Annotated in this window: 23 protein-coding genes; 16 read left to right on the top strand and 7 right to left on the bottom strand. The window is 71.8% G+C overall.

The features are described from left to right. Window positions 1–155: 155 nt before the first annotated feature. The gene (locus CF165_RS23130) at window positions 156–563 is read right to left on the bottom strand and encodes a hypothetical protein (protein WP_093949645.1); all 408 of its coding nucleotides are present in this window, start codon (window positions 561–563) and stop codon (window positions 156–158) included. Window positions 564–648: 85 nt separating this feature from the next. Between CF165_RS23130 and CF165_RS23125 the strand changes: the two genes are divergently transcribed. From CF165_RS23125 to helR, 10 genes are all read left to right on the top strand, one after another. Further along, window positions 649–1,692 (top strand): SurA N-terminal domain-containing protein, encoded by a 1,044-nt coding sequence (locus tag CF165_RS23125; RefSeq protein ID WP_240521744.1) that lies wholly within the window; start codon window positions 649–651, stop codon window positions 1,690–1,692. Next, window positions 1,689–2,615, top strand: coding sequence for a nucleoside triphosphate pyrophosphohydrolase (locus CF165_RS23120; protein ID WP_093949643.1), 927 nt, complete (start codon window positions 1,689–1,691; stop codon window positions 2,613–2,615). The genes CF165_RS23125 and CF165_RS23120 overlap by 4 nt, the downstream gene beginning before the upstream one ends. A 60-nt stretch (window positions 2,616–2,675) precedes the next feature. After that, a complete protein-coding gene (locus CF165_RS23115) occupies window positions 2,676–3,233 on the top strand; it encodes an RNA polymerase sigma factor (RefSeq protein ID WP_093949642.1) in 558 nt (185 codons plus the stop codon). Then, on the top strand, window positions 3,230–4,051 hold the full coding sequence (locus CF165_RS23110) for a zf-HC2 domain-containing protein (RefSeq protein ID WP_093949641.1): 822 nt from the start codon (window positions 3,230–3,232) through the stop codon (window positions 4,049–4,051). Before CF165_RS23115 ends, CF165_RS23110 begins: the two co-directional genes overlap by 4 nt. A gap of 10 nt (window positions 4,052–4,061) precedes the next feature. Next, on the top strand, window positions 4,062–4,865 hold the full coding sequence (locus tag CF165_RS23105) for an ABC transporter ATP-binding protein (RefSeq protein WP_093949640.1): 804 nt from the start codon (window positions 4,062–4,064) through the stop codon (window positions 4,863–4,865). A 142-nt stretch (window positions 4,866–5,007) separates the two neighbouring features. Then, window positions 5,008–6,366: a hypothetical protein gene (locus tag CF165_RS23100; RefSeq protein WP_240521743.1), complete on the top strand. Its 1,359-nt coding sequence runs from the start codon at window positions 5,008–5,010 to the stop codon at window positions 6,364–6,366. Beyond that, the gene (locus tag CF165_RS23095) at window positions 6,363–6,926 is read left to right on the top strand and encodes a hypothetical protein (protein ID WP_093949638.1); all 564 of its coding nucleotides are present in this window, start codon (window positions 6,363–6,365) and stop codon (window positions 6,924–6,926) included. Before CF165_RS23100 ends, CF165_RS23095 begins: the two co-directional genes overlap by 4 nt. A gap of 188 nt (window positions 6,927–7,114) precedes the next feature. Next, complete coding sequence (locus tag CF165_RS23090) at window positions 7,115–8,434, top strand: glycosyltransferase (RefSeq protein WP_093949637.1); 1,320 nt, start codon at window positions 7,115–7,117, stop codon at window positions 8,432–8,434. Window positions 8,435–8,484: 50 nt separating this feature from the next. Beyond that, window positions 8,485–9,915 (top strand): rifampin monooxygenase, encoded by a 1,431-nt coding sequence (gene rox / locus CF165_RS23085; RefSeq protein WP_093949636.1) that lies wholly within the window; start codon window positions 8,485–8,487, stop codon window positions 9,913–9,915. An 8-nt stretch (window positions 9,916–9,923) separates the two neighbouring features. Beyond that, window positions 9,924–12,161, top strand: coding sequence for an RNA polymerase recycling motor ATPase HelR (helR, locus tag CF165_RS23080; protein ID WP_205660946.1), 2,238 nt, complete (start codon window positions 9,924–9,926; stop codon window positions 12,159–12,161). Window positions 12,162–12,165: 4 nt separating this feature from the next. Here the strand turns inward: helR and CF165_RS23075 are convergent, their stop codons facing one another. Genes CF165_RS23075 through efeU form a run of 5 tightly spaced genes read right to left on the bottom strand, consistent with a single transcriptional unit; the run spans window position 12,166 to window position 16,998 of the window. After that, on the bottom strand, window positions 12,166–12,582 hold the full coding sequence (locus CF165_RS23075; RefSeq protein ID WP_093949918.1) for a PPOX class F420-dependent oxidoreductase: 417 nt from the start codon (window positions 12,580–12,582) through the stop codon (window positions 12,166–12,168). A gap of 33 nt (window positions 12,583–12,615) precedes the next feature. After that, window positions 12,616–13,752, bottom strand: a complete 1,137-nt coding sequence (locus CF165_RS23070; RefSeq protein WP_093949635.1) for a GDSL-type esterase/lipase family protein — start codon at window positions 13,750–13,752, stop codon at window positions 12,616–12,618. Window positions 13,753–13,757: 5 nt separating this feature from the next. Then, window positions 13,758–15,017 (bottom strand): iron uptake transporter deferrochelatase/peroxidase subunit, encoded by a 1,260-nt coding sequence (gene efeB, locus CF165_RS23065; protein WP_093949634.1) that lies wholly within the window; start codon window positions 15,015–15,017, stop codon window positions 13,758–13,760. Further along, window positions 15,014–16,156: an iron uptake system protein EfeO gene (gene efeO, locus CF165_RS23060; protein WP_093949633.1), complete on the bottom strand. Its 1,143-nt coding sequence runs from the start codon at window positions 16,154–16,156 to the stop codon at window positions 15,014–15,016. Before efeO ends, efeB begins: the two co-directional genes overlap by 4 nt. Then, window positions 16,153–16,998: an iron uptake transporter permease EfeU gene (efeU, locus tag CF165_RS23055; protein ID WP_093949632.1), complete on the bottom strand. Its 846-nt coding sequence runs from the start codon at window positions 16,996–16,998 to the stop codon at window positions 16,153–16,155. The genes efeO and efeU overlap by 4 nt, the downstream gene beginning before the upstream one ends. Before the next feature lie 369 nt (window positions 16,999–17,367). Between efeU and CF165_RS23050 the strand changes: the two genes are divergently transcribed. After that, complete coding sequence (locus tag CF165_RS23050) at window positions 17,368–18,114, top strand: lysozyme family protein (protein ID WP_093949917.1); 747 nt, start codon at window positions 17,368–17,370, stop codon at window positions 18,112–18,114. 825 nt (window positions 18,115–18,939) lie between these two features. Here CF165_RS23050 and CF165_RS23045 read toward each other — a convergent pair. Further along, on the bottom strand, window positions 18,940–19,344 hold the full coding sequence (locus CF165_RS23045; protein ID WP_167441544.1) for a tetratricopeptide repeat protein: 405 nt from the start codon (window positions 19,342–19,344) through the stop codon (window positions 18,940–18,942). Between the two features lie 72 nt (window positions 19,345–19,416). Between CF165_RS23045 and CF165_RS23040 the strand changes: the two genes are divergently transcribed. From CF165_RS23040 to CF165_RS23020, 5 genes are all read left to right on the top strand, one after another. Beyond that, complete coding sequence (locus CF165_RS23040; RefSeq protein ID WP_093949916.1) at window positions 19,417–19,878, top strand: VOC family protein; 462 nt, start codon at window positions 19,417–19,419, stop codon at window positions 19,876–19,878. Between the two features lie 64 nt (window positions 19,879–19,942). Then, window positions 19,943–21,229, top strand: coding sequence for a phosphopyruvate hydratase (gene eno, locus CF165_RS23035; RefSeq protein WP_093949630.1), 1,287 nt, complete (start codon window positions 19,943–19,945; stop codon window positions 21,227–21,229). A 191-nt stretch (window positions 21,230–21,420) separates the two neighbouring features. Further along, entirely contained in the window at window positions 21,421–21,783 is a 363-nt protein-coding gene (locus CF165_RS23030) for an FtsB family cell division protein (protein ID WP_093949915.1), read from the top strand. 149 nt (window positions 21,784–21,932) lie between these two features. After that, window positions 21,933–22,442 (top strand): DUF501 domain-containing protein, encoded by a 510-nt coding sequence (locus CF165_RS23025; RefSeq protein ID WP_093949629.1) that lies wholly within the window; start codon window positions 21,933–21,935, stop codon window positions 22,440–22,442. 141 nt (window positions 22,443–22,583) lie between these two features. Next, window positions 22,584–23,765, top strand: a complete 1,182-nt coding sequence (locus CF165_RS23020) for a lytic transglycosylase domain-containing protein (RefSeq protein WP_093949628.1) — start codon at window positions 22,584–22,586, stop codon at window positions 23,763–23,765. The last annotated feature ends 6 nt before the right edge of the window (window positions 23,766–23,771 follow it).

The raw sequence follows: 23,771 nt of genomic DNA, 5'->3' as shown, positions 1-23,771 counted from the left end.
GGGCGGTGGACGCGGCACCACATCGGGGGACTTTCCGTTGTGATGCCGGGTTCGTGGTCCTGGTGGCTTTATCGGCTCCGAAGTCCTGATTCAGGACACCAAAGATCGCGAAGGCGGCAACCTCACCGCCTTCACCCCAGCGTGGCGGGAACTCCTCAGCCGACTTCGCTGAACATCGGCGGCAAGGCCTCCGCCAGCCCGATCCGCACCTTCTCCTCGGGCACCGGCACCGCGCCCGCCCCCGCCATGGGCAGCGGACGCGGCCTGCGTGGCATCCGCGACCCCGCGCCCCCGCCGCGTCCCGGGTAGACGAGCAGGCCGCGCGCCGGGTCCGGGACCGCGTCGAGCGCCGCCGTCACGACCGGCAGCGTCCGGAACGCGTCCCGCCGTTCCTCGGTCGCGAACTCGATCTCCAGCACCACGCCCCAGCGGTGTTCGTGCCACACCCACTGCTCGGCGCCGTTCGTCAGGGCCGCTTCGGTGAGCGCGTCACCGCGGGCGAGCCGCCACAGGGAAGCCGTGGACTCGCCGTCGAACACTTCGATGGTCAGCCAGTGGTCCATAAATCGACATTACCGCCGCCGTCACCCCATGGGTGTTGCGTTTCGGGTGCGATGGTGTGAGAGGGTATGGCCTGTGATGCGGATCATGGGGCGCCCTCGCGCGCTGGTCGCCGTCGTTGCCGGTGCACTTCTGCTCGCCGGGTGCGGCTCAGGTCCCAGCCAGGTCGGCGCCGCCGCGATCATCGGCGACCGCTCGATTTCCGTCGACCAGGTGCAGAATTTGATCGACAAGGCCGTCCGCGAGCAGCCGTATGCGCAGAAGCTCGCCAGTGAGCACAAGCTCGACGTGCTCGGCCGGGCCGTCGTCGGCCAGCTCGTCCTGCACGAGCTGCTCGCCAAGGCCGCGGAAAAGCAGGGCGTCACCCCCAACTACGCGCAGATCGACACCCAGCTGGCGAACGACCCCCTCAACGGCCCGGTCCCCGCGGACTCGGGCAACGAGACCCAGGCGGTCAACCTGGTGGTCGCCCGCACGCGCGACCACCGCGAGGAACTGACCGACACCTTCCTGGCCCAGTCGCTGGCCGACAAGGTCCTCCCGAACCTGTCGGTGGGCTTCGACTACACGTCGATCGGTCTGGTGGCGGACCCCAGCACCGGCGCCCAGCCCCAGGGCACGGAAGCGAAGAAGGCGGCCTTCGACCTCGCCCGGCAGTTCGCCGCCAACCCGGCGGCCGCGAACCAGCGGATCGGCTCCGACGTCCAGTACTTGACGGCGTTGCGGCAGCAGTCCGGCAACCCCGAATCGGTTCCGGGGTTCGCCGGTGGCGGCAACGTGGTGCCGGCGGCGCAGGCGGGCACGCTCGCCACCACTCCGCTCTTCGGGTCACCGACCGGCTCCGTCGTGGTCATGCCGTACCCAGGCGAAGGCAACGCCTGGCTCGTCGCGGTGATCCGGCAGCGCACGGACGACAAGCCCGTCGCCACGGAGAAGGCGCCGGAGCTCGACGCGTCCACGAAGACCGCGATCGGCATGCGGCAGCTGCAGCCGCTGTTCGACCAGCTGGGTGTGCGCATCAACAAGCGGTACGGCGTGTGGGACGCCGTGGCCATGAACGTCGCGCCGAGCGCGGACGCTTCCCAGGGCACCGTGGTGCCCCCGGGTGGTTCCGGTCGTACTCAGCAGTGAGCACGGGTGTCGTCGTGGTCGTCCGCGGGGCGACGCTGCCCGCCGCCGCGCTGAAGATCCTGCGCGACGCCACCGCGGTCTACGCGGCGACGGACGTCGACCCGGCCGTGTTCGGCGTCCCGGCGGTCACCGAGGCGCCTTCGCTGGTCGACGTGGTGCTGCTCGCCGGGTCGCGGGACGAACCCGCGGCCTCCTTGCTCATCGCGACCGGCGCGGAGGTCATCGAGACGCCGGTGCCGCCGCTGGTCGAGGCCGCCGACGTGATGGACCGGCTCCGCTCGCCGGGCGGCTGCCCGTGGGACGCGGTCCAGACGCACGACTCACTGCGGCAGTACCTGGTCGAGGAGACCTACGAACTGCTCGACGCCATCGAGGAAGGCGACCGCGAGGCGCTGCGCGAGGAACTCGGGGACGTCCTGCTCCAGGTGCTTTTCCACGCTCGCGTCGCGGCCGAGGACGCGCAGGACCCGTTCGGCATCGACGACGTCGCCGCGGCGCTCGTCGCGAAGCTGGTCGGGCGGCACCCGCACGTCTTCGCCGACGCCGACCAGGTGCACACGGTCGAGCACCAGAACGCCAAGTGGGAAGAGCTGAAGCAGCGCGAGAAACAGCGTAGATCCATTGTGGACGGTGTGGCGCTCGGTCAGCCCGCGGTCGCGCTGGCGGGCAAGCTCGGGCAGCGCTCCGGCCGCGCGGGCATCCCGCTCGACCTCTTCCCCGAAGGTCCCGGGGCGGCCGCCCAGCTGTTCCGCATCGCGGCCACGGCGCGCCGCGCGGGCGTCGACCCCGAGGGCGAGCTGCGGGCGCTGGCGAAGCAGTTCGCGAAGGACATCCAGGCCGCTGAACAGGCCGCCCGCGACGCCGGGCTCGAGCCGACGACCCTGGAAGCCGACGGCTGGCGGAAGTTCTGGCCCACGCGCTGAGTGTGACGCAGCACACAATCGGGTGAGAACCGTTTCCGGACATCCGGCGTCTTGCCTGGTGTGAGACAGAAGCCACTGGAGGACGCCGACGAGGAGCACCTCGTCCGGCGCACGGCCAAGGGCGACCGCGCGGCGTTCGAGGAGCTCTACCGCCGCACGTCGCCCTGGCTCGTCGTGCGCCTGCGCCGCCGGTGCGCGGACGAGCAGATCGTCGCCGAGGTCATGCAGGAGACGTTCCTGGCCGTCTGGCGCGCGGCCGGCTCGTTCGCGGGTGCTTCGGCCGGCGGGAGCGCGGTCGGCTGGATGTGGACGATCGCCGCGCGCCGGCTGGTCGACGCGTTCCGCCGCCGGGCGCACCACGCGCAGCCGCCGCCGGAGGTAGCCCTCGACGTCGTGCCGGTGGCCGCGGCCGAAGACGAGGCGCTGGCGGTGACGATGGGCGACGACGTCGGCGACGCGCTGCGCGACCTCGCGCCGGAGCTGCGGCAGGTGCTGCAGGCGATGGTGCTCGACGGGCTGACCGTCCGGGAGACCGCCGTCCTGCTGGGGCTGCCGGAAGGAACCGTCAAGACCCGCGCCCGGCGGGCGCGGATCGCGATGCGGGAGGCACTGTCATGAACCATGCGCCGGACGGGCTCATCGCCGCGTACGTGGCGGGTGACGACCTCCCGGGAGACCAGCTGTGGGGTCTCGAAGCACACCTCGAGACCTGTGCGGAGTGCCGGGCGCGGCTCGCCGCGGTGGCGCCGGTCCAGCCGGTGGTGGACGTCGTCTGGTCCCGGCTCGCGGGCGAGATCGAACTGTCGGGCGTCCCGTTTCACAGGCCCCAGCCGCAGTCGCGGTCTCGGCGGCGGTACCGGCGGCGGTGGCTCGACACCTGGATCACCCCGGCGATGGCGCCGTGGCTGGCGATGATCGTGGCGGTCACCCTGGCCGCGGTGCTGCTCGACCAGGTCTGGCGGGCGGTGCTCGACGTGACGGCGGTGCAGCTCTTCGCCCCGGTGCTGCCGGTGCTCGGGGTCGCCGCGTCGTGGGCGCGGGGGCTCGACCCGGCCTACGAGGTCGTCACCGCGACACCGCGGGCCGGGCTCTACCTGATCGTCCGGCGGACGGTGGCGGTGCTCGCGGCCATCTTGCCGGTGCTCGGGGTCGCGGGGTGGTTCACCGGCACCGGGCCGGCGCTGTGGCTGCTGCCGAGCCTGGCGTTCACCACCGGCACGCTGGCACTGGGCGGGGTGATCGGGGTCAGCAGGGCGGCGTACGCGCTGATCGCGGTGTGGGCGGCGATCGTCGTGCTGCCGAGCTTCGCCCACACGGGCCTCACGTTTGCGCTCAGCACCGGCGCGTTGCCGGTGTGGGCGGGGATCTTCGCGCTGACCACGGTGGTCGTCGCCCTGCGCGGGGCGGCGTTCACCCGGCTCGGCGCTCATCACTAGGGAGGACACGATGCGGGCAGTAGGGGCCGCCGAGGTCGCGCCGACGACCTACGCCTGGGAAATCCAGGCGGAGGGACTGAAGGTGCGGGTGGGGCGGCGGAAGATGGCCGTGGACGGGCTGGACCTGTCCCTCGGCAAGGGGGTTCACGGGTTGCTCGGGCCGAACGGCGCGGGCAAGACGACGCTGATCCGGGCGCTGGCGACGGTGCTGCGGCCGGCGGAAGGCACGCTGACGCTGCTCGGGGAGCCGGCGGGAGGGCCCCGCGGCCGGCGGGAGCTGCGCCGCCGGATCGGGTACCTGCCGCAGAACTTCGGGTACTACAAGCGGTTCACCGTGCGGGAGTTCGTCGAGTACATGGCGTGGCTCAAGGAGGTGTCCAAAAAGGACATTCCAGGTGCGGTGCAGCGGGCGGTGGAGCGCGTCGGTCTCGCCGACCGCGCCGACGACCGCATGAAAACGCTGTCCGGCGGCATGGTCCGGCGGGTCGGGATCGCCCAGGCGATCGTCAACGACCCCGACATCCTGCTGCTCGACGAGCCGACGGCCGGCCTCGACCCGGCGCAGCGGGTGCGTTTCCGCGAGCTGGTCGGCGAGCTGGGCCACGACTCGTGCGTGCTGATCTCGACGCACCTGGTCGAAGACGTCGCCACGGCGTGCACCGACGTCGTGCTGTTCGCCGAGGGCAAGCTGGTGTTCCAGGGCACGCCGGACGGGCTGGCCGCGGCGGGCACCCCGGACCACGTCGGCGACAGTCCCATCGAACGCGGCTACGCGGCCCTGCTGAACCACGAGCCGGGCAAGGGGGCGTGGTGATGATCCTGCGTACGGAAGGCCGGCCGGAGACTGCCGGCGTACTCGAACGGCCGACTCGCGTGCCTGGACGGTCGGTTCGCGTGCCTGGAGGGTCGACTCGCGGTTGCGGGTTCGCGGCCGCGGCCGGATGGGAGGTGGCGCGGTGATCCTGCGTACCGAACTCCGGCGCTCGATCGCGCCCTGGGCCGGGCTGGCGGTGGTGGCCGTCGCGCTCGGGTTCCTGTTCCTGCTTTCCGGGCCGTGGTGGAAGACGCCGGCACCGTGGACGGCGCAGGCGACGACCGCCGCGTTGTGGGTGCGGTTCCTGCTGGTCTTCCTCTGGCCGATCGTGGTCGGCGCCGGGGCGATCCAGGGCATGCGCGACAGCCGGTCCGGGATGACCGAACTGCTGGCGACCACGTCGCGTCCGGGCCGGCACCGGGCGGCGAAGCTCGCCGGTGCGGTGGGCGGGCTCAGCGCGGCGGGCTTCCTGCTGGTGTTCGCCGTCGGGGCCGTCGAGGTGCTGGTGCACGGCGGGCTGTTCTCGGCGGGGTTCGTCCCGGTGGTCGGTGTCGGGCTGCTCGCGGTGGTCGCCGGGAGCTGGCTCGGTCTCGCCGTCGGGCGGCTGCTGCCGCACCCGCTGACCGCACCCGCGCTCGCCGTGCTGGTCCTCGTCCTGTCGATGCTGTGCTGGACGGCGCTCGAACCGGCCTTGGACTCCGTCCTGCCCGCCCGTGCCGGCCCGCTGACCCCGGCGCTGGCCGAGCCGCGGGGCTCGATGGTGACGACCGCGGCGTCGGTCGACGCCGGGCAGGCCGTGTGGTTCGCCGGCCTCGCCGCGACCGGGTTCCTGCTGCTGTCGGTGAACTCCGTCCGGGCGCGGCTGCTGAGCCTGCTGCCGCTCGTCGTGGGAGCCGCCGTCGCGTTGCCGCTGTTCCCGGCATCGTCGGCAGAGGTGCTGACCACGGACAGCTTCGCCGCCGGGAAGGTCTGCGACGGGCCGGTCTGCGTGGCGGAACTGCACCGCGAGCGGCTGGCCGCGTTGGCCGGACCGGGGCGCGAGGCACTCGCGATGCTGGCGAAACTCCCCGACCCGCCGACACGAATCGAGGAACAGACCGCCGCGACCTTCACCGGCGACGCGCCCCGGCGTGCCCCCGACGTCGTGTACCTGGATTTCCAGCAGGAAGAAAAGCTGCTGACGGCGGATGCGGCCGATCTGCGGCTCGAGCTGCTGGCCGGCGGCGGCGTGCCCTCGTGCGACCGGTTCAGCGTCGTCAGCCTGCCGGACCAGGCCGCGCGGATGATCACGGCCGCTTACTTCACCGGCGAACTGAAGATGCTGCCGGAACACTCCGGGCGATGGCTCAAGAAGGACTTCGGCACGGTCGAGCAGCTGTGGAACTCCTTCCGCACGCTGCCGCCGCAGGTCCGGCTCGACCGGGTCGCCGCGGCGCGGCGGGTCCTGCTGTCCTGCCAGGGTGATCCCTTGGCCGCGCTGATTCCGGGAGCCCTCCGATGAGGTGGGCGATCCTGTACGCCCGGTCGCGGCAGCTGCCGGCGGCGGCGGTGGCGCTGGTGGCGGTGACGGCCGGGGTTTGGTTCCTGAGCCGGGACTCCTGGGCGACGATCCCGGCCGCCTTGACGCTGACCGCCGGGATCGCGGTGGCGGCGATCGGGCTGAGCGGCCAGGACGTCGACCTCGACCGCTCCGCGGCCCTGCCGTGGCCGGTCCGGCGGTTCACGCACCTGGCGCTGATCGGCGTCGCGGCCGGCGCGCTGGTGCTGGGGGTGCAGGAACTGGGCCCGGCCACGGTCGACCTGGCGATCGTCGTGCGCGACACCGCGGGTCTGGCGGGCTTGGGCGGCCTGGCCGCCACGGTCGTCGGCGGCCAGTTCGGCTGGACGCTCCCGCTGGCCTGGTTCGCCATCAGCCCGTTCGTCCCGCGCGACGGCTCGATGGTGAGCCGCGTCACGGCGTGGCCGCTGCAGCCCCCGGAAACGGCGGCGGCCACCTGGACGGCGGTGGTGCTGGCCGTGCTCGGAGTGGTGTCCTACACGGGCTGGGGTGGGCGCCGCTAGCTGCGCAAACGCACCCGGAAGAGGGGCGTGCGGGAGCGGCTGGGAAACAGGAGGAGCGGAAAACCAACTCTCTCCATGTTTAACGTATAGCGCACAGGGGGGCTTGCCGCAAGACCCCGGTCGTCCCTCAAAATCGTCGTCCTGAGCCGGACACCCCGGCTCAGGACGAAATATCGGGGGTTTTGCGAGTGCGTGTTTTGCTGTCGACGTACGGGTCGAGGGGGGACGTCGAACCGCTCGTGGGGTTCGCGGCCGCGCTGCGGGCTCTCGGCGCCGAGGTGCGGGTGTGCGCGCCGCCGGACGAGGACTTCGCGCGGCGGCTGGCCGGCGCCGGCGTGGAGCTCGTGCCGGTCGGCCCATCGGCTCGGGCGCTGACCGAGGCGGCGCCCGCGCCGTCGTCCCTGCCCCAGCGCGCGGCCCAGCTGATCGCCGCGCAGTTCGCCGTGGTCACCGCGGCGGCCGAGGGGTGCGACGTGCTGGTGGCGACCGGCATGACACCGACCGTGGCCGGTGCGCTTTCGGTGGCGGAGAAGCTGGGCGTCCGCTCGGTGGTCGTGACCTTCCAGAAGGTCGTCCTGCCGTCGCCGCACCACGCGCCGCTGGCGTACCCGGGGCGGCCGTTCCCGCCAGGGGTGACCGACCACCGGCTGCTGTGGGAGCTGGACGCCGAGAGCGTGAACGCGCTGTTCGGCGCGGCGCTCAACACGAACCGGGTGGCGAACGGCCTGGCGCCGGTGGACGACGTCCGCGGCTTCGTCCTGAAGGACCGGCCGTGGCTGGCCACGGACCGCGTCCTGGACCCGTGGGTGCCGACGCCGGATCTCGACGTCGTGCAGACCGGCGCGTGGATCACGCCGGACGAGCGCCCGCTTCCGAAGGACCTGGAAGCGTTTCTGGCGGCGGGGGAGCCGCCGGTCCACGTGGGGTTCGGGAGCATGCCCATGCGCGCCGCGGCGGACGTCGCGCGGGTGGCGATCGAGGCGGTCCGCGCGCAGGGGCGCCGCGTGGTCGTCCAGCAGGGCTGGGCGGACCTGTCCGCGGTCGACGACGCCGGCGACTGCTTCACCGTCGGCGAGGTCAACCACCAGGCCCTGTTCCCCCGGGTGGCCGCGGTCGTGCACCACGGCGGCCAGGGCACCACGACGACGGCGGCCCGGGCGGGGGTGCCGCAGGTGGTGGTCCCGCAGGCGGCGGACCAGCCGTACTGGGCGGGCCGGGTGGCCGAGCTGGGGGTCGGCGTGGCTCATGACGGCCCGGTGCCGACCTCCGAGTCCTTGTCGGCCGCGCTGAGAACGGCGTTGGCCCCGAAGGTGAGAGAGCGCGCGGCGGCCGTGGCGGCCACGATCCGCACCGACGGCGCGGAGTCCGCCGCGAAGCTGCTGCTCGACACCGTCGGCCGAAGTGCCGTCCGCGGGGGCGCCCCCCGTTTTCCACTTTACCGGCGACCACCGACATTTCCGGCCGCTGAAAGCCGTGAAGGCCGGGGTCCGGCCGTCACTTCCGCGTGAATCTCGCACCGGTAAATCGAAGCTTTTTTCGCTCTACACAAGGGGAATCGATGATCGACGTGATCGTGGCCGGTGGTGGCCCGACCGGGACGATGCTGGCGGCCGAGCTGCGGCTGCACGGGGTGCGGGTGCTCGTGCTGGAGAAGGAGCCGGAGCCGGTCAAGGAGGTCCGGTCGCTCGGCCTGCACGTGCGCAGCATCGAGCTGATGGCCCAGCGCGGCCTGCTGGAGAAGTTCCTCGAGAACGGGAAGCAGTTCAAGATGCCCGGCTACTTCGCCGGTATCGACAGCCCGTGGCCGGAGCGGCTCGACAGCGCGCACGCCTACGTCCTCGGCATCCCGCAGCCCGTCACCCAGCGGCTGCTGACCGAGCACGCCGTCGAGGCCGGCGTGGAGATCCGGCGTGGCTCCGCGGTGGCCGGGCTGAGCCAGGACGACGACGGGGTGACCGTCGAGCTGGAGGACGGTACGCAGCTGACGGCGCGCTACCTCGTCGGCTGCGACGGCGGCCGCAGCACCGTGCGCAAGCTGCTCGGCATCGGCTTCCCCGGCGAGCCCGCCCGGAAGGAGACGCTGCTGGGCGAAATGGAAGTGGGCGTGCCGCCGGAGGAGGTGACCGCCAAGGTGACCGAGATCCGCAAGACCGAGAAGTTCTTCGGGCTCGGGCCCACCAAGGAGGGGCGGTACCGCGTTATCGTCCCCGCCGAGTCGGTGGCCGAAGACCGCTCGGTCCCGCCGACCCTCGACGAGTTCAAGCAGCAGCTGCGGGCGTACGCGGGCACCGACTTCGGCGTGCACTCCCCGCTGTGGCTGTCCCGTTTCGGCGACGCGACCCGGCTGGCCGAGCGTTACCGCGACGGCCGGGTGTTCCTGGCGGGCGACGCGGCGCACGTCCACCCGCCGCTGGGTGGCCAGGGCCTCAACCTCGGCCTCCAGGACGCGGTGAACCTCGGCTGGAAACTGGCCGCCGAGCTCGGCGGCTGGGCCCCGGACGGGCTGCTGGACACCTACCAGGCCGAACGGCACCCGGTGGCCGCGGACGTGCTGGACAACACCCGTGCCCAGGGCGAGCTGATGCGGCCCGAGGCCGGTCCCCAGGCCGTGCGCCGGCTGATGCGGCAGCTGATGGAGTTCGAGCAGGTGAACCGGTACCTGATCGGGCGGATCGTCGGGATCGAGATCCGCTACGACTTCGGCGACGACCACGACCTGGTCGGCAGGCGGCTGCGGGACGTCGAGCTGAAGCGGGGCCGGCTGTACGACCTGATGCACGGTGGCCGCGGCCTGCTGCTCGACCAGACCGGGCGGCTCTCGATCGAGGGCTGGGCGGACCGGGTCGACCACGTCGTCGACGTCAGTGAAGAGCTGGACGTGCCCGCGGTGCTGGTGCGCCCGGACGGCCACGTCGCCTGGGTCGGCGAAGACCAGCCGGAACTGCTCGACCGGCTGTCGACCTGGTTCGGCGCGCCGAAGAAAGCTTGAGGTACCCCATGACCGCTCAGGAACACGAAGACGAACTGCACGCCGAACGGGACTACGTCGCCGGGCTCTACACGCGGCTCGACGCCGAGCGGGAACGCGTGCGGGGTGAGTACCAGGCGGCGCTGGGCGGCAATGACCTCGGCGCCATGGAACGGGACGTCCGGGTGCGCGCGCTGAGCCGGGAGGTGCGGCGGCTGGACGTCGTCGACAACGGGCTGTGCTTCGGCCGGCTGGACGCCGTTTCCGGCGAGACGAGCTACATCGGCCGGATCGGGCTCTTCGACGAGGAGAACGACCACGAACCGGTGCTGCTCGACTGGCGGGCGCCGGCGTCGCGGCCCTTCTACACCGCGACCGGCGCGAACCCGGAGAACATGCGCCGCCGCCGCCAGTTCCACACGCGGGGCCGGGCGGTCGCCGACTTCACCGACGAGGTGCTCGGCCGCCCTATCCCCGCGCAGCTCGGGGGGGCTGGGGGGTCGTCTCCCCAGGAATGTTTCCGCGAGGCGTCGGGTGACGAGGCGCTGCTCGCGGCGGTGAACGCACCGCGCGGTGAAGGCATGCGCGACATCGTGGCGACGATCCAGGCCGAGCAGGACGAGATCATCCGGCTCGACCACCCGGGCGTGCTGGTGATCGAAGGCGGTCCGGGCACCGGGAAGACGGTGGTGGCGCTGCACCGCGTCGCCTACCTGCTCTACACCCAGCGGGAGCGGATGGAACGCCACGGCGCGCTCGTCGTCGGGCCCAACCCGGCGTTCCTGGACCACATCAGCCGCGTGCTGCCGTCACTCGGCGAGACCGACGTCGTGTTCATGACCACCGGCGACCTCGTGCCGGGCCTGCACGTCACGGCCGAGGACGCGCCGGAAGCCGCGCGGCTCAAAGGATCGCGGAAGATCCTCGACGTGCTCGCGGCGGCCATCGCCGACCGGCAGCGGCTGCCGGCGGAGCCCGTGCCGATCCAGCTGCGGGAGGTCACCGTGCGGATCGACGCCGAGACCGCGGAGTGGGCCAGGCAGGAGGCGCGGGACAGCGGGCTGCCGCACAACGAAGCCCGCGCGGTGTTCACCGACATCGTCACGTACGTGCTCACCGAACGGGCGATGAACCGGATCGGACGCGGCTGGCTGCGCCGCGACGACCGCGAGGAATGGGAGAACTTCCGGGCCGAGCTGCTCAAGGATCTCACCGCCGACCAGGCGTTCGCCAAGGCGCTCGACGAGCTCTGGCCGATCCTGACGCCGGAAACCCTGCTGGCGCAGCTGTACTCGTCGCCGGAACGGCTGCGCGCGGCCGGTGCCGACGACGTGCTGGCCCGCGCCGAAGGCGACGCGTGGACGGTGTCGGACGTGCCGCTGCTCGACGAGCTGACCGACCTGCTCGGCCGGGACAAGACCGCCGACCGGGAGGCCGAGCGGGCCGCCGAACGGGACCGCCGGGCCAAGGCCGCCTACGCCGCGCACGTGCTCGACAACCTCATCGAGCGGCAGGACGTCGACGAAGACGTCGGCCTGATCGCCAGCGACCTGCTCGACGCCGAGGACCTGGCGGACCGGTTCGTCGAGACCGACACCCGGACCCTCGTCGAGCGCGCCACCGCGGACCGGGACTGGACCTACCGGCACGTCGTGGTCGACGAGGCCCAGGAACTGTCCGAAATGGACTGGCGGGCGCTGATGCGGCGCTGCCCCGGCCGGTCCTTCACGGTGGTGGGCGACCTCGCCCAGCGCCGTTCGGAGGCCGGGGCGCGGGCGTGGGGCTCGATGCTGGACCCGTACGTGGCGGGCCGCTGGGTCTACCGCTCCCTGTCGGTGAACTACCGCACCCCGGCGGAGATCATGGCCGTCGCCGCCGCGGTGCTCGCCGAGTTCGCGCCCGACGTCCGGCCGCCGGAGTCGGTCCGCGCGTCCGGCGTCCGGCCGTGGGCGCGGCGGGTCACCGACGACGAGCTGGCCGCGGCCGTCGAGGAGTTCGTCCGTGACGAAGCCGGCCGCGAAGGCACCAGCGTCGTGATCGGGCCCCCGGACGTGCTGGGCGCGGTGCCGGCGTCCGAGACGAAGGGCCTGGAGTACGACGCCGTCCTGGTCGTGGACCCGGACCGGATCCTCGCCGACGGCCCCCGCGGCGCGGCCGAGCTCTACGTCGCGTTGACCCGCGCGACGCAGCGCCTCGGCGTCCTGCACCGGAACCCGCTGCCGGAAGCCCTGACCGGGCTCGCCGAGGTCCCGGCGCCGGTGCGGTGACGCCTCAGACGTCGCGGAAGTTCGGCTCCAGCTCGAGGGGGTCCCGGTCCTGGTCCCCGTCCTCGACACCCATGGCGAGGATGCGCCCGGGGTGGATCCGGATCACCGCGTCGTCGAGGTGGCCGTCGGGCACGTTGGCGCCGGTCAGGGCTTCCGCGCGGCCGCGGATTTCCAGGCACCGCACGCGCCAGGGGTTCGTCGAGGGGACGTCGTCGACGACGAAGGCGACCTTGTCGTGCGTCGCGATGTTGCGGAACTTCTTGCTCTTGCGCAGGTTGTACCCGGTGATGTCGATGGTCTTCTCGTCCGGGTTGTAGTGGAAGGCGACCGGGTTGACCTGGAGGGTGCCGTTCGGCTGCTGGGTCGCGAGGCGGCCCAGCGGCTGGGCGGCGAGGTAGGCGAGCTCTGCTTCGGTGAACATGATCGCAGCCTCCAACTTCAAGCTCGCTTGAAGTCAACCTCCGGCCAGTACGCTCTCCGCGAACCGCGCGCCGATCCGGCGGTGGGCCGCGGGCGACGGGTGGAGGTCGTCCGGCAGCGGGAGGTCGGCGAAGTCGGCTTCGCCGTACAGCTCCAGGCCGTCGAGGTAGCGCAGGTTCGGGTCCTCGGCCTGCCGCTGCGCCACGATCCGGGCCAGCTCGTCCCGGATGACCTCCAGCGTCAGCTTGCCCGCCGCCCGCTCGGCGGGGTCCCCGGTCGCGCGGAACCGGACCACGCCGGCGGCCAGTGCTTCGTGGTCGAAGTCGCCCGGGCCGGGGGTTTGCTCGTGGATCGGGCAGTAGAGCGGTGAGACGACCACGAGCGGCGTGTCCGGGTGCCCGTCGCGGATCGTGTCGAGGAAGCCGTGCACGGCGGGGGAGAACGCGCGCAGCCGCATCAGGTCGGCGTTGACGACGTTGATGCCGAGCTTGAGGCTGATCAGGTCGGCGGGGGTGTCGCGCAGCGCCCGCGCGGTGAACGGGTCGAGCAGCGCGTTGCCGCCGAACCCGAGGTTCACCAGGTCGACGCCGGCCGCGGTGGCCGCGAGCGCGGGCCAGGTCGTCGCGGGGCTCGCGGCGTTCGAGCCGTGGCTGATCGAGCTGCCGTGGTGCAGCCACACCCGGCGGGCGGGCACCGCCTCGACCGGTGCGTCGGTGCGCAGGGCGACGAGTTCGGTGAGCTCGTTGTGCGGCAACCAGATCTCGACGTCCTTGGGCCGCCCGCCCAGTCCGGCGAACCGGACGACACCGGACGGGCCTTCGGTGCGCGAGGACGCGCCGGTCGCCATGTCGACGGTCAGCGTGCGGCCGCCGGCCACGCTCGCCTGCGCGGTGAGCTCGCCGTCGACGAGCAGGTCGTAGACCCCGTCCGGCCGCGGCGGGGCGCCGGCGTACACCTGCTTGGTCCGCAGCGTCTCCAGCTCGACGACGTCGGCCCGGGTCCGGAACCGCAGCCGGACGCCCGCCGGCTGCGCCTCCGCCAAGGCGAGCCGCGGGTCGCTGTTCTGGGCCCGCGCGCGAGCCGGGAGCCGGTGCGGCACCAGGCCGCGCTCGGTGCGTTCGAGTTCGAGGGCACCGCGGACGAGGTCCGCGGTCAGGGGAATGTCGATCATGGGGTTCAGGAGAACAGAGCGTCCGCCCAGCTCGACTCGCGGGTCACCCCCGGCGGGACCGCGAAGTGCGCGGAGCCGGTGTGCTGGACGTACTCCATCATCGCGTCCTTCGACGACAGCGCCTGCTGCATCGGCACGTACTGCTTCCGGGTGTCGCGGTTGAAGGCCAGGAAGAACAGCCCCGCTTCGAGGTGCCCGACGCCGTCGGAGCCGTCGACGAAGTTGTAGCCGCGCCGCAGGATCCGGACGCCGTTCAGTGCCTGGTGCGAGGCCAGCCGGACGTGCGCGTCCTCCGGGATCACCTTCTCGCCACCCGCGCCGCCGACGTCCAGGTCCAGCTCGTCGAACTCCGCGGTCTGGCCCAGCGGGGCGCCGGTGCCCTTCGTGCGGCCGATGATCTTCTCCTGGCCGTCGAGGGTCTCGCGGTCCCACGTCTCGATGTGCATCCGGATCCGGCGCGCCACCAGGTACGAGCCGCCCGCCATCCACGCCTGGCCGTCGCCGGCCTCGGCCCACACCTGGTCGCGCAGGAAGTCGGTGTCCTCGGACTTGATGTTGTTCGTGCCGTCCTTGAACCCGAACAGGTTCCGGGGCGTCTGCTGCGCCCGCGACGTCGACGAGCTGCGGCCGAAGCCGAGCTGCGACCAGCGGACCTCGGTCACGCCGAAGCCGAGCCGCACCAGGTTGCGCACCGCGTGCACCGCCACCTGCGGGTCGTCCGCGCAGGCCTGGATGCACAGGTCGCCGCCGCTGCGGGCCGGGTCGAGCTTGTCCTTCGGGAACAGCGGCAGGTCGACCAGCTGCGGCGGGCGCTTGGCCGACAGGCCGAACCGGCCGTCGAACAGCGACGGGCCGAAGCCGATGGTCAGCGTCAGGTTCGACGGCGGCAGGTCGAGCGCCTCGCCGGTGTCGCCGGGCGGGGCGTACGAGCCGCTGCCCACCGCGCCGTTCGCGACGACCTCCTGGCCCGCCGTCATCCGGCGGGCCGCGTCGGTCCACGTCTTGAGCAGCTGACGCAGCTTCTCGCGGTCCTTCGTCGTGACGTCGAGGGCCGCGAAGTGCAGGTTGGCCTGCGCCGGCGTGACGATCCCGGCCTGGTGCTCGCCGTGGAAGTCGACGGTGTTCGTCGACGCCTCGGCGTTGCTGCTCGTCACCTTGTCGATTCCGATGCCGGCGGCGGCCCCCGCCCCGGCGAGCGCGACACCCGCGCCGGCCAGGCCGAAGAGCTTCCGCCGCGAGACGCGCGTGCCCTCTGTCGACGTCACTTGGAGACGACCTCCGCAACCTTGCTCAGCGGTTCGCTCAGCGCGTCGACGGCCGAGGCGAACTCCTTGACCCGGTCCTGGGAAAGTTCGGTGTAGAGCTTGAAGCCGTCACCGGCGCGCTGCTTGTCGAGCAGGCTCTGGACGTTCGCGAACTCCTTGTCCAAAGTGGACACCAGGGCGGGGTCCTTCACCTGCAGGATCGGGCGCAGCGAGGTGATCGCGCCCTTCGAGCCGTCCACGTTGGCCTGGAAGTCCCAGAGGTCGGTGTGCGAGAAGGCTTCTTCTTCGCCGGTGATCTTGCCGGTGGCGACCTCGTCGAGCAGGCCCTTGGCGCCGTTCGCGAGGTCCAAAGCGGACAGTTCGAGCGTCTTCGTCTTGGCGACCAGGTCCTTGACGTCGGTCACCAGCTTGTCGGCGATCTGCCCGCTGTCGGGCTGCAGGCCGGTCTTGAACAGGTCCTTCTCCAGCCGGTGGAACCCGGTGAACTGCTGGTTCGGCTCGAGGTCGGCCTCACGGACGTCGATGGCCGGGTCCAGGTCGCCGAACTTCTCGGCCACCGGCTCGATCCGCTCGTAGTAGACGCGGGTGCGCGCGTACGCGGCCTTGGCTTCGTCCACCTTGCCGGTCTTCACGAGGTCGGCGAACTTCGTCGTCTCGTCCTGCAGCGCGGCGGTGTTGTTCGCGATGTAGTCGGCGTAGCTCTTGGTGGCCTGCGCCTTCTGCGCGTCGGCGTTGTTCTGCTTCGCGACGCCGCCGGTGACGGTGAAGTCGCCGCGGATGCCGGTGCCGGACATGCCCGGCTTGCACGCGGTCTGGTACTTGCCGGCGTCGGCGACCTCGACGATCAGCCGCCGGTTCAGCCCGGGCGCGATGTTCTCGACCTCGCCCATGATCCGGTCGCCCTCGGCGTAGAGGTAGAACTCGGTGACCTTGCTGCCCTTGTTGGTGATCTCGAAGGTCAGGTTGCCCGCGCCGGCCGTGGTGGCGGAAACCTCGCACGCGGTGTCGGACGCCGAGACCTTGATCGGGCCGCCGGCCGGGCCGCCCGCGGTGTCGCTCTTGCTGCCGCACGCGGCGAGCGTCACCAACATGGTGGCGCCGGCCAGTACGGCCAGCGAGGGGGTCTTGCGCACGGTCACTCCTTCGAGGCGGCCGCGGCGGCGGGCGCCGGCGCGGTCTTCTTGCTGGGCTTGAGGAAGAGGGGCAGCACGATGGCGACGTAGGCGACCCAGGCGACGGCCTGCAGCACGGTCGTCTGCTGCGAGTAGTTGAAGATGCCCTTCAGCAGGGCGCCGTACCAGGACGTCTCGGGCAGCGTGGCCGAAGCGTCGAAGGCGAGGGTGTCGATGCCGGGCAGGAACGCGGCCTCCTGCAGGTCGTGCAGGCCGTAGCCGAGCACGCCCGCGGCGACGAACACCAGCAGCACGCCGGTGATCGTGAAGAACTTGGAGAGGTTGAACCGCACGGCGCCCTTGTAGAGCAGGTACGCGAGCACCACCGCGGCCGCGATGCCGACGGTGAAGCCGATCAGCGGCTGCACGGTCTCCTTCTGCGCGGCTTGGACGGTCGAGTAGAAGAACACCGCCGTCTCCAGCCCTTCGCGCCCGACCGCGAGGAACGACAGCAGCAGCACGGCCGCGGGGCCGACGTCCAGCGCGTCGTCCATCTTCCCGCGCAACTCGGCGGCGATGCTCTTGGCCGCCTTGCGCATCCAGAAGATCATCGCCGTGACGAAGACGACGGCGACGATCGACAGACTGCCGCCGAGCAGCTCCTGGTGCTCGAAGGTCAGCTGGTTGGTCGTGAAGGTGAGGACCGCGCCGACGGCGATCGACAGCAGCACCGCGGCGCCGACGCCGGGCCACACCCAGCGCAGCGCGTGCCGCCGCTCGGTCTTGACGAGGAACGCCACCAGGATGCTGACGACCAGCGCGGCTTCCAGGCCTTCGCGCAGCCCGATCAGCGCGCTCGAGAACAACACCGGTCCGCCTCCCTGAGTTCTGCATGCTCCGTGAACTTTTTAGGTAAGGCTCACCTGTAAGTCCAGTGAGCCTACGCCCGGAGAAGGCGGAGGAAACGGGCAAAGTGGACTGGTGAGAGGAGTTAGGTTAGGGTAACCGCAGGTCAGAGGGGTGCGCGTCGACTCGATAACGAAAATTGTGATGTCCCTGGCAGGGGGATAGTTTTTACCGTCCGCTTGCCTGGTCACGCGCTTGGGGGACCCCCTTGAGTGCCCTCGTAACCTGATCGGGTGGCCGAAACCGCTCAGCCGACCGTCACGCCTCCGTCGCCGCCTCCGGGTGGTCCGCCGCGGCGGTATCTCGGCCGGGCCGGCCTCGCGCTGGGGCTCGTGCTCACCGGCGTGATCCTCGTCGTCACCATCGGTGTCCGGAACCCGGACGCGCCCGCGGTGACGCCGTCCGCGCAGCCGGCGCTGGTCATCCCGGAGCAGCGCCCGCAGCCGGGCGCCGAAGCGCCGCGTGCCGGGCTCGCCGCACCGGTCGACCGGCCGAAGGTGTCCGACCAGGCCGAGTTGGACGCGTGGGCGGCCCGCGTCGCGGGCAAGACGCACGTCACGGCGCGCGTGCTGTCGGCGTACGGCCGGGCGGAGATGTGGATGCAGAGCCAGAAGCCGACGTGCCACCTCGCGTGGGCGACGCTGGCGGGCATCGGCCGGGTCGAGGCCGAGCGCGCGGCGTTCGACCTCTCGGCGATCGACGCGAACGGCCGCGTCACGAAGCCGGTCGTCGGGCCACCCCTGGACGGCGCGCCCGGAGTGCCGGCGGTCCACGACACCGACGGCGGCAAGCTCGACGGCGACAAGGCCTGGGACCACGCGATCGGCCCGATGCAGTTCCTGCCGTCGACCTGGAAGAAGTACCAGCAGCGCGCGAACGGCGACGGCGGCGCGCCGGACCCGCAGAACATCGACGACGCGGCATTCACGGCGGCCCGCTTCCTCTGCTCGGGCGGCGACGACCTGGGTACACCGGCGGGCTGGTGGCGCGCGATCCTCTTCTACAACCCGGCGGTGGAGTACGGACAGGACGTGTTCAGCGCGGCGGACGCCTACGCGGAGGCGAGCGTCGCACCGTGACGCAGTTGTCCACAGGCCACCGGGATTGTGGACAGGATCGCCGGAATCGCCTTTGTCGCCGGGGCTTGTCGGTGTGGGCCGATAGACTGGACTTGGGGACGCCCCCCTGGGAGGGCGGGGGAGGTTTTCGGGCCCAGGGGTCCCCGGCAAAGTCGTAGCCCCCCTTTTTCAGGTGCCTCACCGGCGTGACGGCACGTGGATGGCATTACCGGCGCCCCACCCAGACCCTCCCTGCCACCCCGATACGAAGCCAGAACACGGACGGAGGTGCCGGGTCAAGGCACGCTTTCCCGCCTTGACGCGGTACTGCCGTCCGTAGTCATAATCCGGCTTCGGGGTGGTGGGCACAACGAGTGCTTTGCGGAGCTACCGGCAACAACACGACCTTGCCGGAACCCTGCCCAGGAGGGCGGGGAAGGTTTCTGCGGCGGGAGTTCTGGCAAAGTCAGCCGACGGACGCGTCCGCGACGTCATGAACGACTCTTTCCTGTCGTCAGACGTCATGAACGAGTCGTTCACGACATCCGGCCACCGCGGAGCCGAGCGCCAGCGCGCCGCACGAACTCCTGCCGAGTGCCCGCTCTGCCGCGCGGAACAGGCGGAACCGTCAGAGTTCGCGGTCGACGATGAGCGGCGTGACGGCCATCAGGACGAGCAGCAGCAGCCCGGCGTAAGCACCCAGCGTGGCGAAGATCGACATCGTGGTTCCTCCCTGTTCGGTCTGGAACCAGCTTCGCCGGACGACGGCATGCCGGACATCGGTCGAGGGGCCCGCGTCGGTCGGCCGAACGGCCGAGGTGACCCGGGCCGTTCGGCCCTGCCGCCTCAGCGTTCGCGCAGTGCGATGTGGGCCTTGACCTCGCTGATCGCCTCGAGGTACTCCGGTACCGGGTTCATCGCCGACGCCATCCGCATCTGCGCCAGCGCCTCGACGAACCGGCCGAGGCGCTGCAGCGTCCGGCCCAGGATGAACCTCGCGTAGTGGTCCGTCGGGTCCAGCTCCAGCACCCGCGTGAACGCCTGCTCGGCCCGCCGCAGCTGCGCGGAGTGGAAGTACGCGCGCCCGGCCAGCAGGTGCACCGACGGCTTGTCCGCTTCGGAGTCCAGCAGGGGCTGCAACGCCTTCAGGGCGTCGAGCGGACGACGGCGGCCGACGAGGTCTTCGGCCTGGCGGAAGGCATGGAACCGCGACTCCTCGGGAGGCTGCGAAGCAGCTGCGGCGTCCGTCATGGTCACTCCCACGTTACCCCGGGAGAGGGGGATGCACACGCCTCGAAACGAGACGTGATGGACTGTGCCGCCATGAGCAGCGGCTATCGGGGCCTGGCGCCCTACCTCTACTACGCCGACGCCACGGCGGCGCTCGCCTGGCTGACCAGGGTCTTCGGGTTCACCGAGGAGGTCCGGTTCTGCGACGCCGCGGGCGAGGTCTTCCAGGCGACGCTGTCCGCGGGCGGCGCGCGGATCCAGCTCGCCGGCGTCGGGCCGGACTACTGGCAGGCCAAAGGCGTCGACGGGCCGGTCGGTCAGCTCAACATCCTCTACGTCGACGACGTCGACGAGACCTACGAGCGGGTCGAGGCGGCGCTCTCCGGCGAGTGCGAGCTCGACCCGCCGCAGGACCAGCCGTACGGCGCCCGGGTGTTCACCGTCGCCGATCCCGGGGGCAACAGCTGGACGTTCTGGCAGCAGACGTCCGAGACCGTGGAGCTGCCGCCGGGGTGGCAGGAGGTCCGGGCGGGCGGTGAGTCCTCCAACGGGTGAACTGGGGCGACGGCTAGGCTGGGGCCGTTACCGCAGGCAGGCACGACGCACCGAGGAGCATGGCGTGGCTCTCATCGAGCAGGTAGGCGCGCGCGAGATTCTGGACTCGCGCGGCAACCCGACGGTCGAGGTGGAGGTGGCCCTCGACGACGGCACCCTGGCGCGGGCCGCGGTCCCGTCGGGTGCGTCGACCGGTGAGCACGAAGCGGTCGAGCTGCGGGACGGCGACACCGGCCGCTACAACGGCAAGGGCGTCGAGCGCGCGGTCGCCGCGGTGCTCGACGAGATCGGCCCGGAGATGGTCGGCATCGAGGCCGTCGACCAGCGGATCGTCGACCAGAAGCTGGTCGACCTCGACGGCACGCCCGCCAAGTCCCGCCTCGGCGCGAACGCCATCCTCGGCGTCTCGCTGGCCGTCGCGAAGGCCGCCGCGGAGTCGGCCGAGCTGGAGCTGTTCCGCTACCTGGGCGGCCCGAACGCGCACGTGCTGCCGGTGCCGATGCTGAACATCCTCAACGGCGGTTCGCACGCGGACAGCAACGTCGACGTCCAGGAGTTCATGATCGCGCCGATCGGCGCGGAGACCTTCCGCGAGGCCCTGCGCTGGGGCGCCGAGGTCTACCACTCGCTGAAGTCGGTGCTGAAGGGCCGCGGCCTTTCGACCGGGCTCGGCGACGAAGGCGGCTTCGCGCCGAACCTGGCGAACAACCGCGAGGCGCTCGACCTGATCCTTCAGGCCATCGAGAAGGCCGGCTACACCCCGGGCCGCGACGTCGCGCTCGCGCTGGACGTCGCCGCGACGGAGTTCTTCGCCGACGGCGCGTACACCTTCGAGGGCAGCAAGAAGAGCGCGGAGCAGATGTCGGCCTACTACGCCGAACTGATCCGCGACTACCCGATGGTGTCCATCGAGGACCCGCTGAGCGAAGACGACTGGGACGGCTGGGTCACCCTGACCGCCGAGGTCGGCGAGAAGGTCCAGATCGTCGGCGACGACCTGTTCGTCACGAACCCGGACCGGCTCGAGGAGGGCATCACCCGCCGCGCCGCCAACGCGCTGCTGGTGAAGGTCAACCAGATCGGCACCCTGTCGGAGACGCTCGACGCGATCTCGCTGGCCACGTCGTTCGGCTACAAGTCGATGATGAGCCACCGCTCCGGCGAGACCGAGGACACGTTCATCGCCGACCTCGCGGTCGCGACCGGCGTCGGCCAGATCAAGACCGGTGCCCCGGCCCGCGGCGAGCGGATCGCCAAGTACAACCAGCTGCTGCGCATCGAGGAGACCCTCGGCGACGCCGCCCGGTACGCCGGCGAGCTGGCCTTCCCGCGGTTCAGCGCCGAGGGCTGAGACCCGTGGCGGACCGGGGGAGGGCGCGCGGTCGCCGCGACGGCGGCGGCTCTTCCAGGACGGGCCGGCCCGCGCCGGGCCGCCGTCCCGAAGGGGCGCGCCGCCGCACCGGCGACGCGGAAACCACCAGGGCCCGGCTGCGCCGGGGCCTGGCGGCGAAGCGGGCGTCCGGCGCGGCGAAGGTGCTCGGCATGTCCACCACCCGCCGCGCGGCGGTGGTGGCGATCGTGGTGTGCGCGCTGGCGTTCACCATCGCCGTGCCCCTGCGCACGTACCTCTCCCAGCGGACCGAGGTCCGCGAACAGCAGGCGCAGCAGGCTCAGCTGCAGCAGCAGGTCGCTCAGCTCCAAGGCCGCAAGGCGGAGCTGAGCGACCCGGCGCAGATCGAGGCCGAAGCCCGGCGGCGGCTGCGGTACGTCAAGCCGGGCGAGACGCCGTACATCGTCCAGCTCCCGGAGGACAAGGCGCCGGACGCCGCGCCGCCGGCCGGGCAGCAGCCGACCACTGGCGGCTCCTGGTACGAGAACCTCTGGAACCAGGTCTCCAGCGGCTGAATCGGCGCAAGTTTCAAACGCCCCAATGTGGCGTTCGGTGCGTCCAGCGCACCCAATGTGGCGTTCGGTGCGTTGGACGCAACCAACGCCACATTGGGGCGTTTGGGGCGCGGGCCGGGTGGTGAGCCTCACGCACTAACCTTGACCGCGTGGACAGCACGCAGCAGCACCGGTTCGAGCCCGTCACCGACGCCGACCGCGAGATCATCGCGGAGCAGCTCGGGCGGCCGCCGCGAGCGCTGCGCGCCATCGCCGCGCGGTGCCCGAGCGGGCACCCGTCCGTGGTGCAGACCAGCCCGCGGCTGGAGAACGGCACGCCGTTCCCGACGCTCTACTACCTCACCTGCCCGAAGCTGAACTCGATGATCGGCACCATCGAGGCGTCGGGGATCATGAAGGAGATGACCGAGCGGCTCTCCACCGATCCCGACCTCGCCGCGCAGTACCAGCGCACGCACGAGACCTACCTCGCCGAGCGGGACGCCATCGAGCCGCTCGGCCACCAGGTCACCGCGGGTGGCATGCCGGGCCGCGTCAAGTGCCTGCACGTCCACGTCGCGCACGCGCTGGCCGTGGGCCCTGGCGTCAACCCGTTCGGTGACGAGACGCTCGCCATGCTTAACGCGAACGGGTGGCCCTCGGGGGACTGTGCCGCGTAACACTCGCGCAGTGTGAAGAGATAACTGGTCTGGGTGAGCGAAAACCCCGATCGGGTCTCTCGTCGGGGTGAAACCTCGCCTCGGGTACGGCAGGCTGTGACCCGAGGGTGGTGACCGATCCGGCCAGGAGGGCTTCGAGTCATGCGTGTGCGGCGGCTGCCAGACGCAGTCGGGAGCTACGCCCGAAGATTCGGGATCCGCCACCGCACCGCGTACCCCCTGATCACCGGCATCATCGCGGTGGTCCCGGCGCTGGTCGCCGGTGGCGGCACCCTCGGCTGGCTCGGTGGGAGCGGTGACCACACCCGCGACGCCGCGCTCGGCCAGGGCTACGACCCCGGCCACGCCGCCCTCCAGCAGATCGCCGTCGACGGCACCCTCCCCGGCGCGCCCACCCCGCTGCCGCTCCCGGCCTACGAGCTCCCCGACGGCCCGCTCGGCATCCCGGCCACCGCGCTCGCCGCGTACAAGACCGCCGCCGGCATCCTCGGCCGCGAGCTGCCGGCCTGCCACGCCGACTGGGCCCTGATCGCGAGCATCGGGCGGATCGAGTCCAACCACGCGCGCGGCGGCTACGTCGACGCGGCGGGCACGACGCGGGAGCCGATCCTCGGCCCGCAGCTCAACGGCCAGGGCGGGTTCGCCGCGATCCCGGACACCGACCAGGGCGTGCTCGACACGGACCCGGTGTGGGACCGGGCCGTCGGCCCGACGCAGTTCATCCCGGCGACGTGGAAGGCCTACGCCTCCGACGGCAACGGCGACGGCAAGTCGGACCCGAACAACATCTTCGACGCGGCGCTGGCCACCGGCCGGTACCTCTGCTCCGGCGGCTTCGACCTGGCCAAGCCGGACCAGCTGCGCGGGGCGATCTACCGGTACAACAACTCCGACACGTACGTGAACACGGTGATCCTCTGGGCGGAGGCCTACCGCAACGGGATCATGCAGGTCCCGGACAGCACGGTGCCGATCGGCGCCCCGAACGCGGCCGCGGCCCCACCCCCGCCGTCGATCCCGCCCCCACCGGTCCCGACGACGACGCCGGTGCCGACGACCACGCCCACGACGCCGGGAAAGCCGACCTCGCCGACGACGAAGTCCTCGCTGCCGTGCGCCACGCCGACGACGACGGTCACCACGACGACGGTGACGAGCGTGACCACGACGACGACCCCGCCGCCGACCACGACTCCGCCGACCACCACCCCGCCGCCGGAGCAGCAGACCACGCCACCGAAACCGCCGTGCGGGGCGACCGTCACCTCGGTCACCACGTCGACCACCCCGACCACGACCACGGTGGGGCCGCCCAGCGGCTGAGCGAGC

Source organism: Amycolatopsis vastitatis (assembly GCF_002234595.1).
Taxonomy (GTDB): Bacteria; Actinomycetota; Actinomycetes; order Mycobacteriales; family Pseudonocardiaceae; genus Amycolatopsis; species Amycolatopsis vastitatis.
The sequence above is the reverse complement of the archived record's forward strand: the minus strand, read 5'-3'. Positions and strand labels throughout refer to the sequence as shown.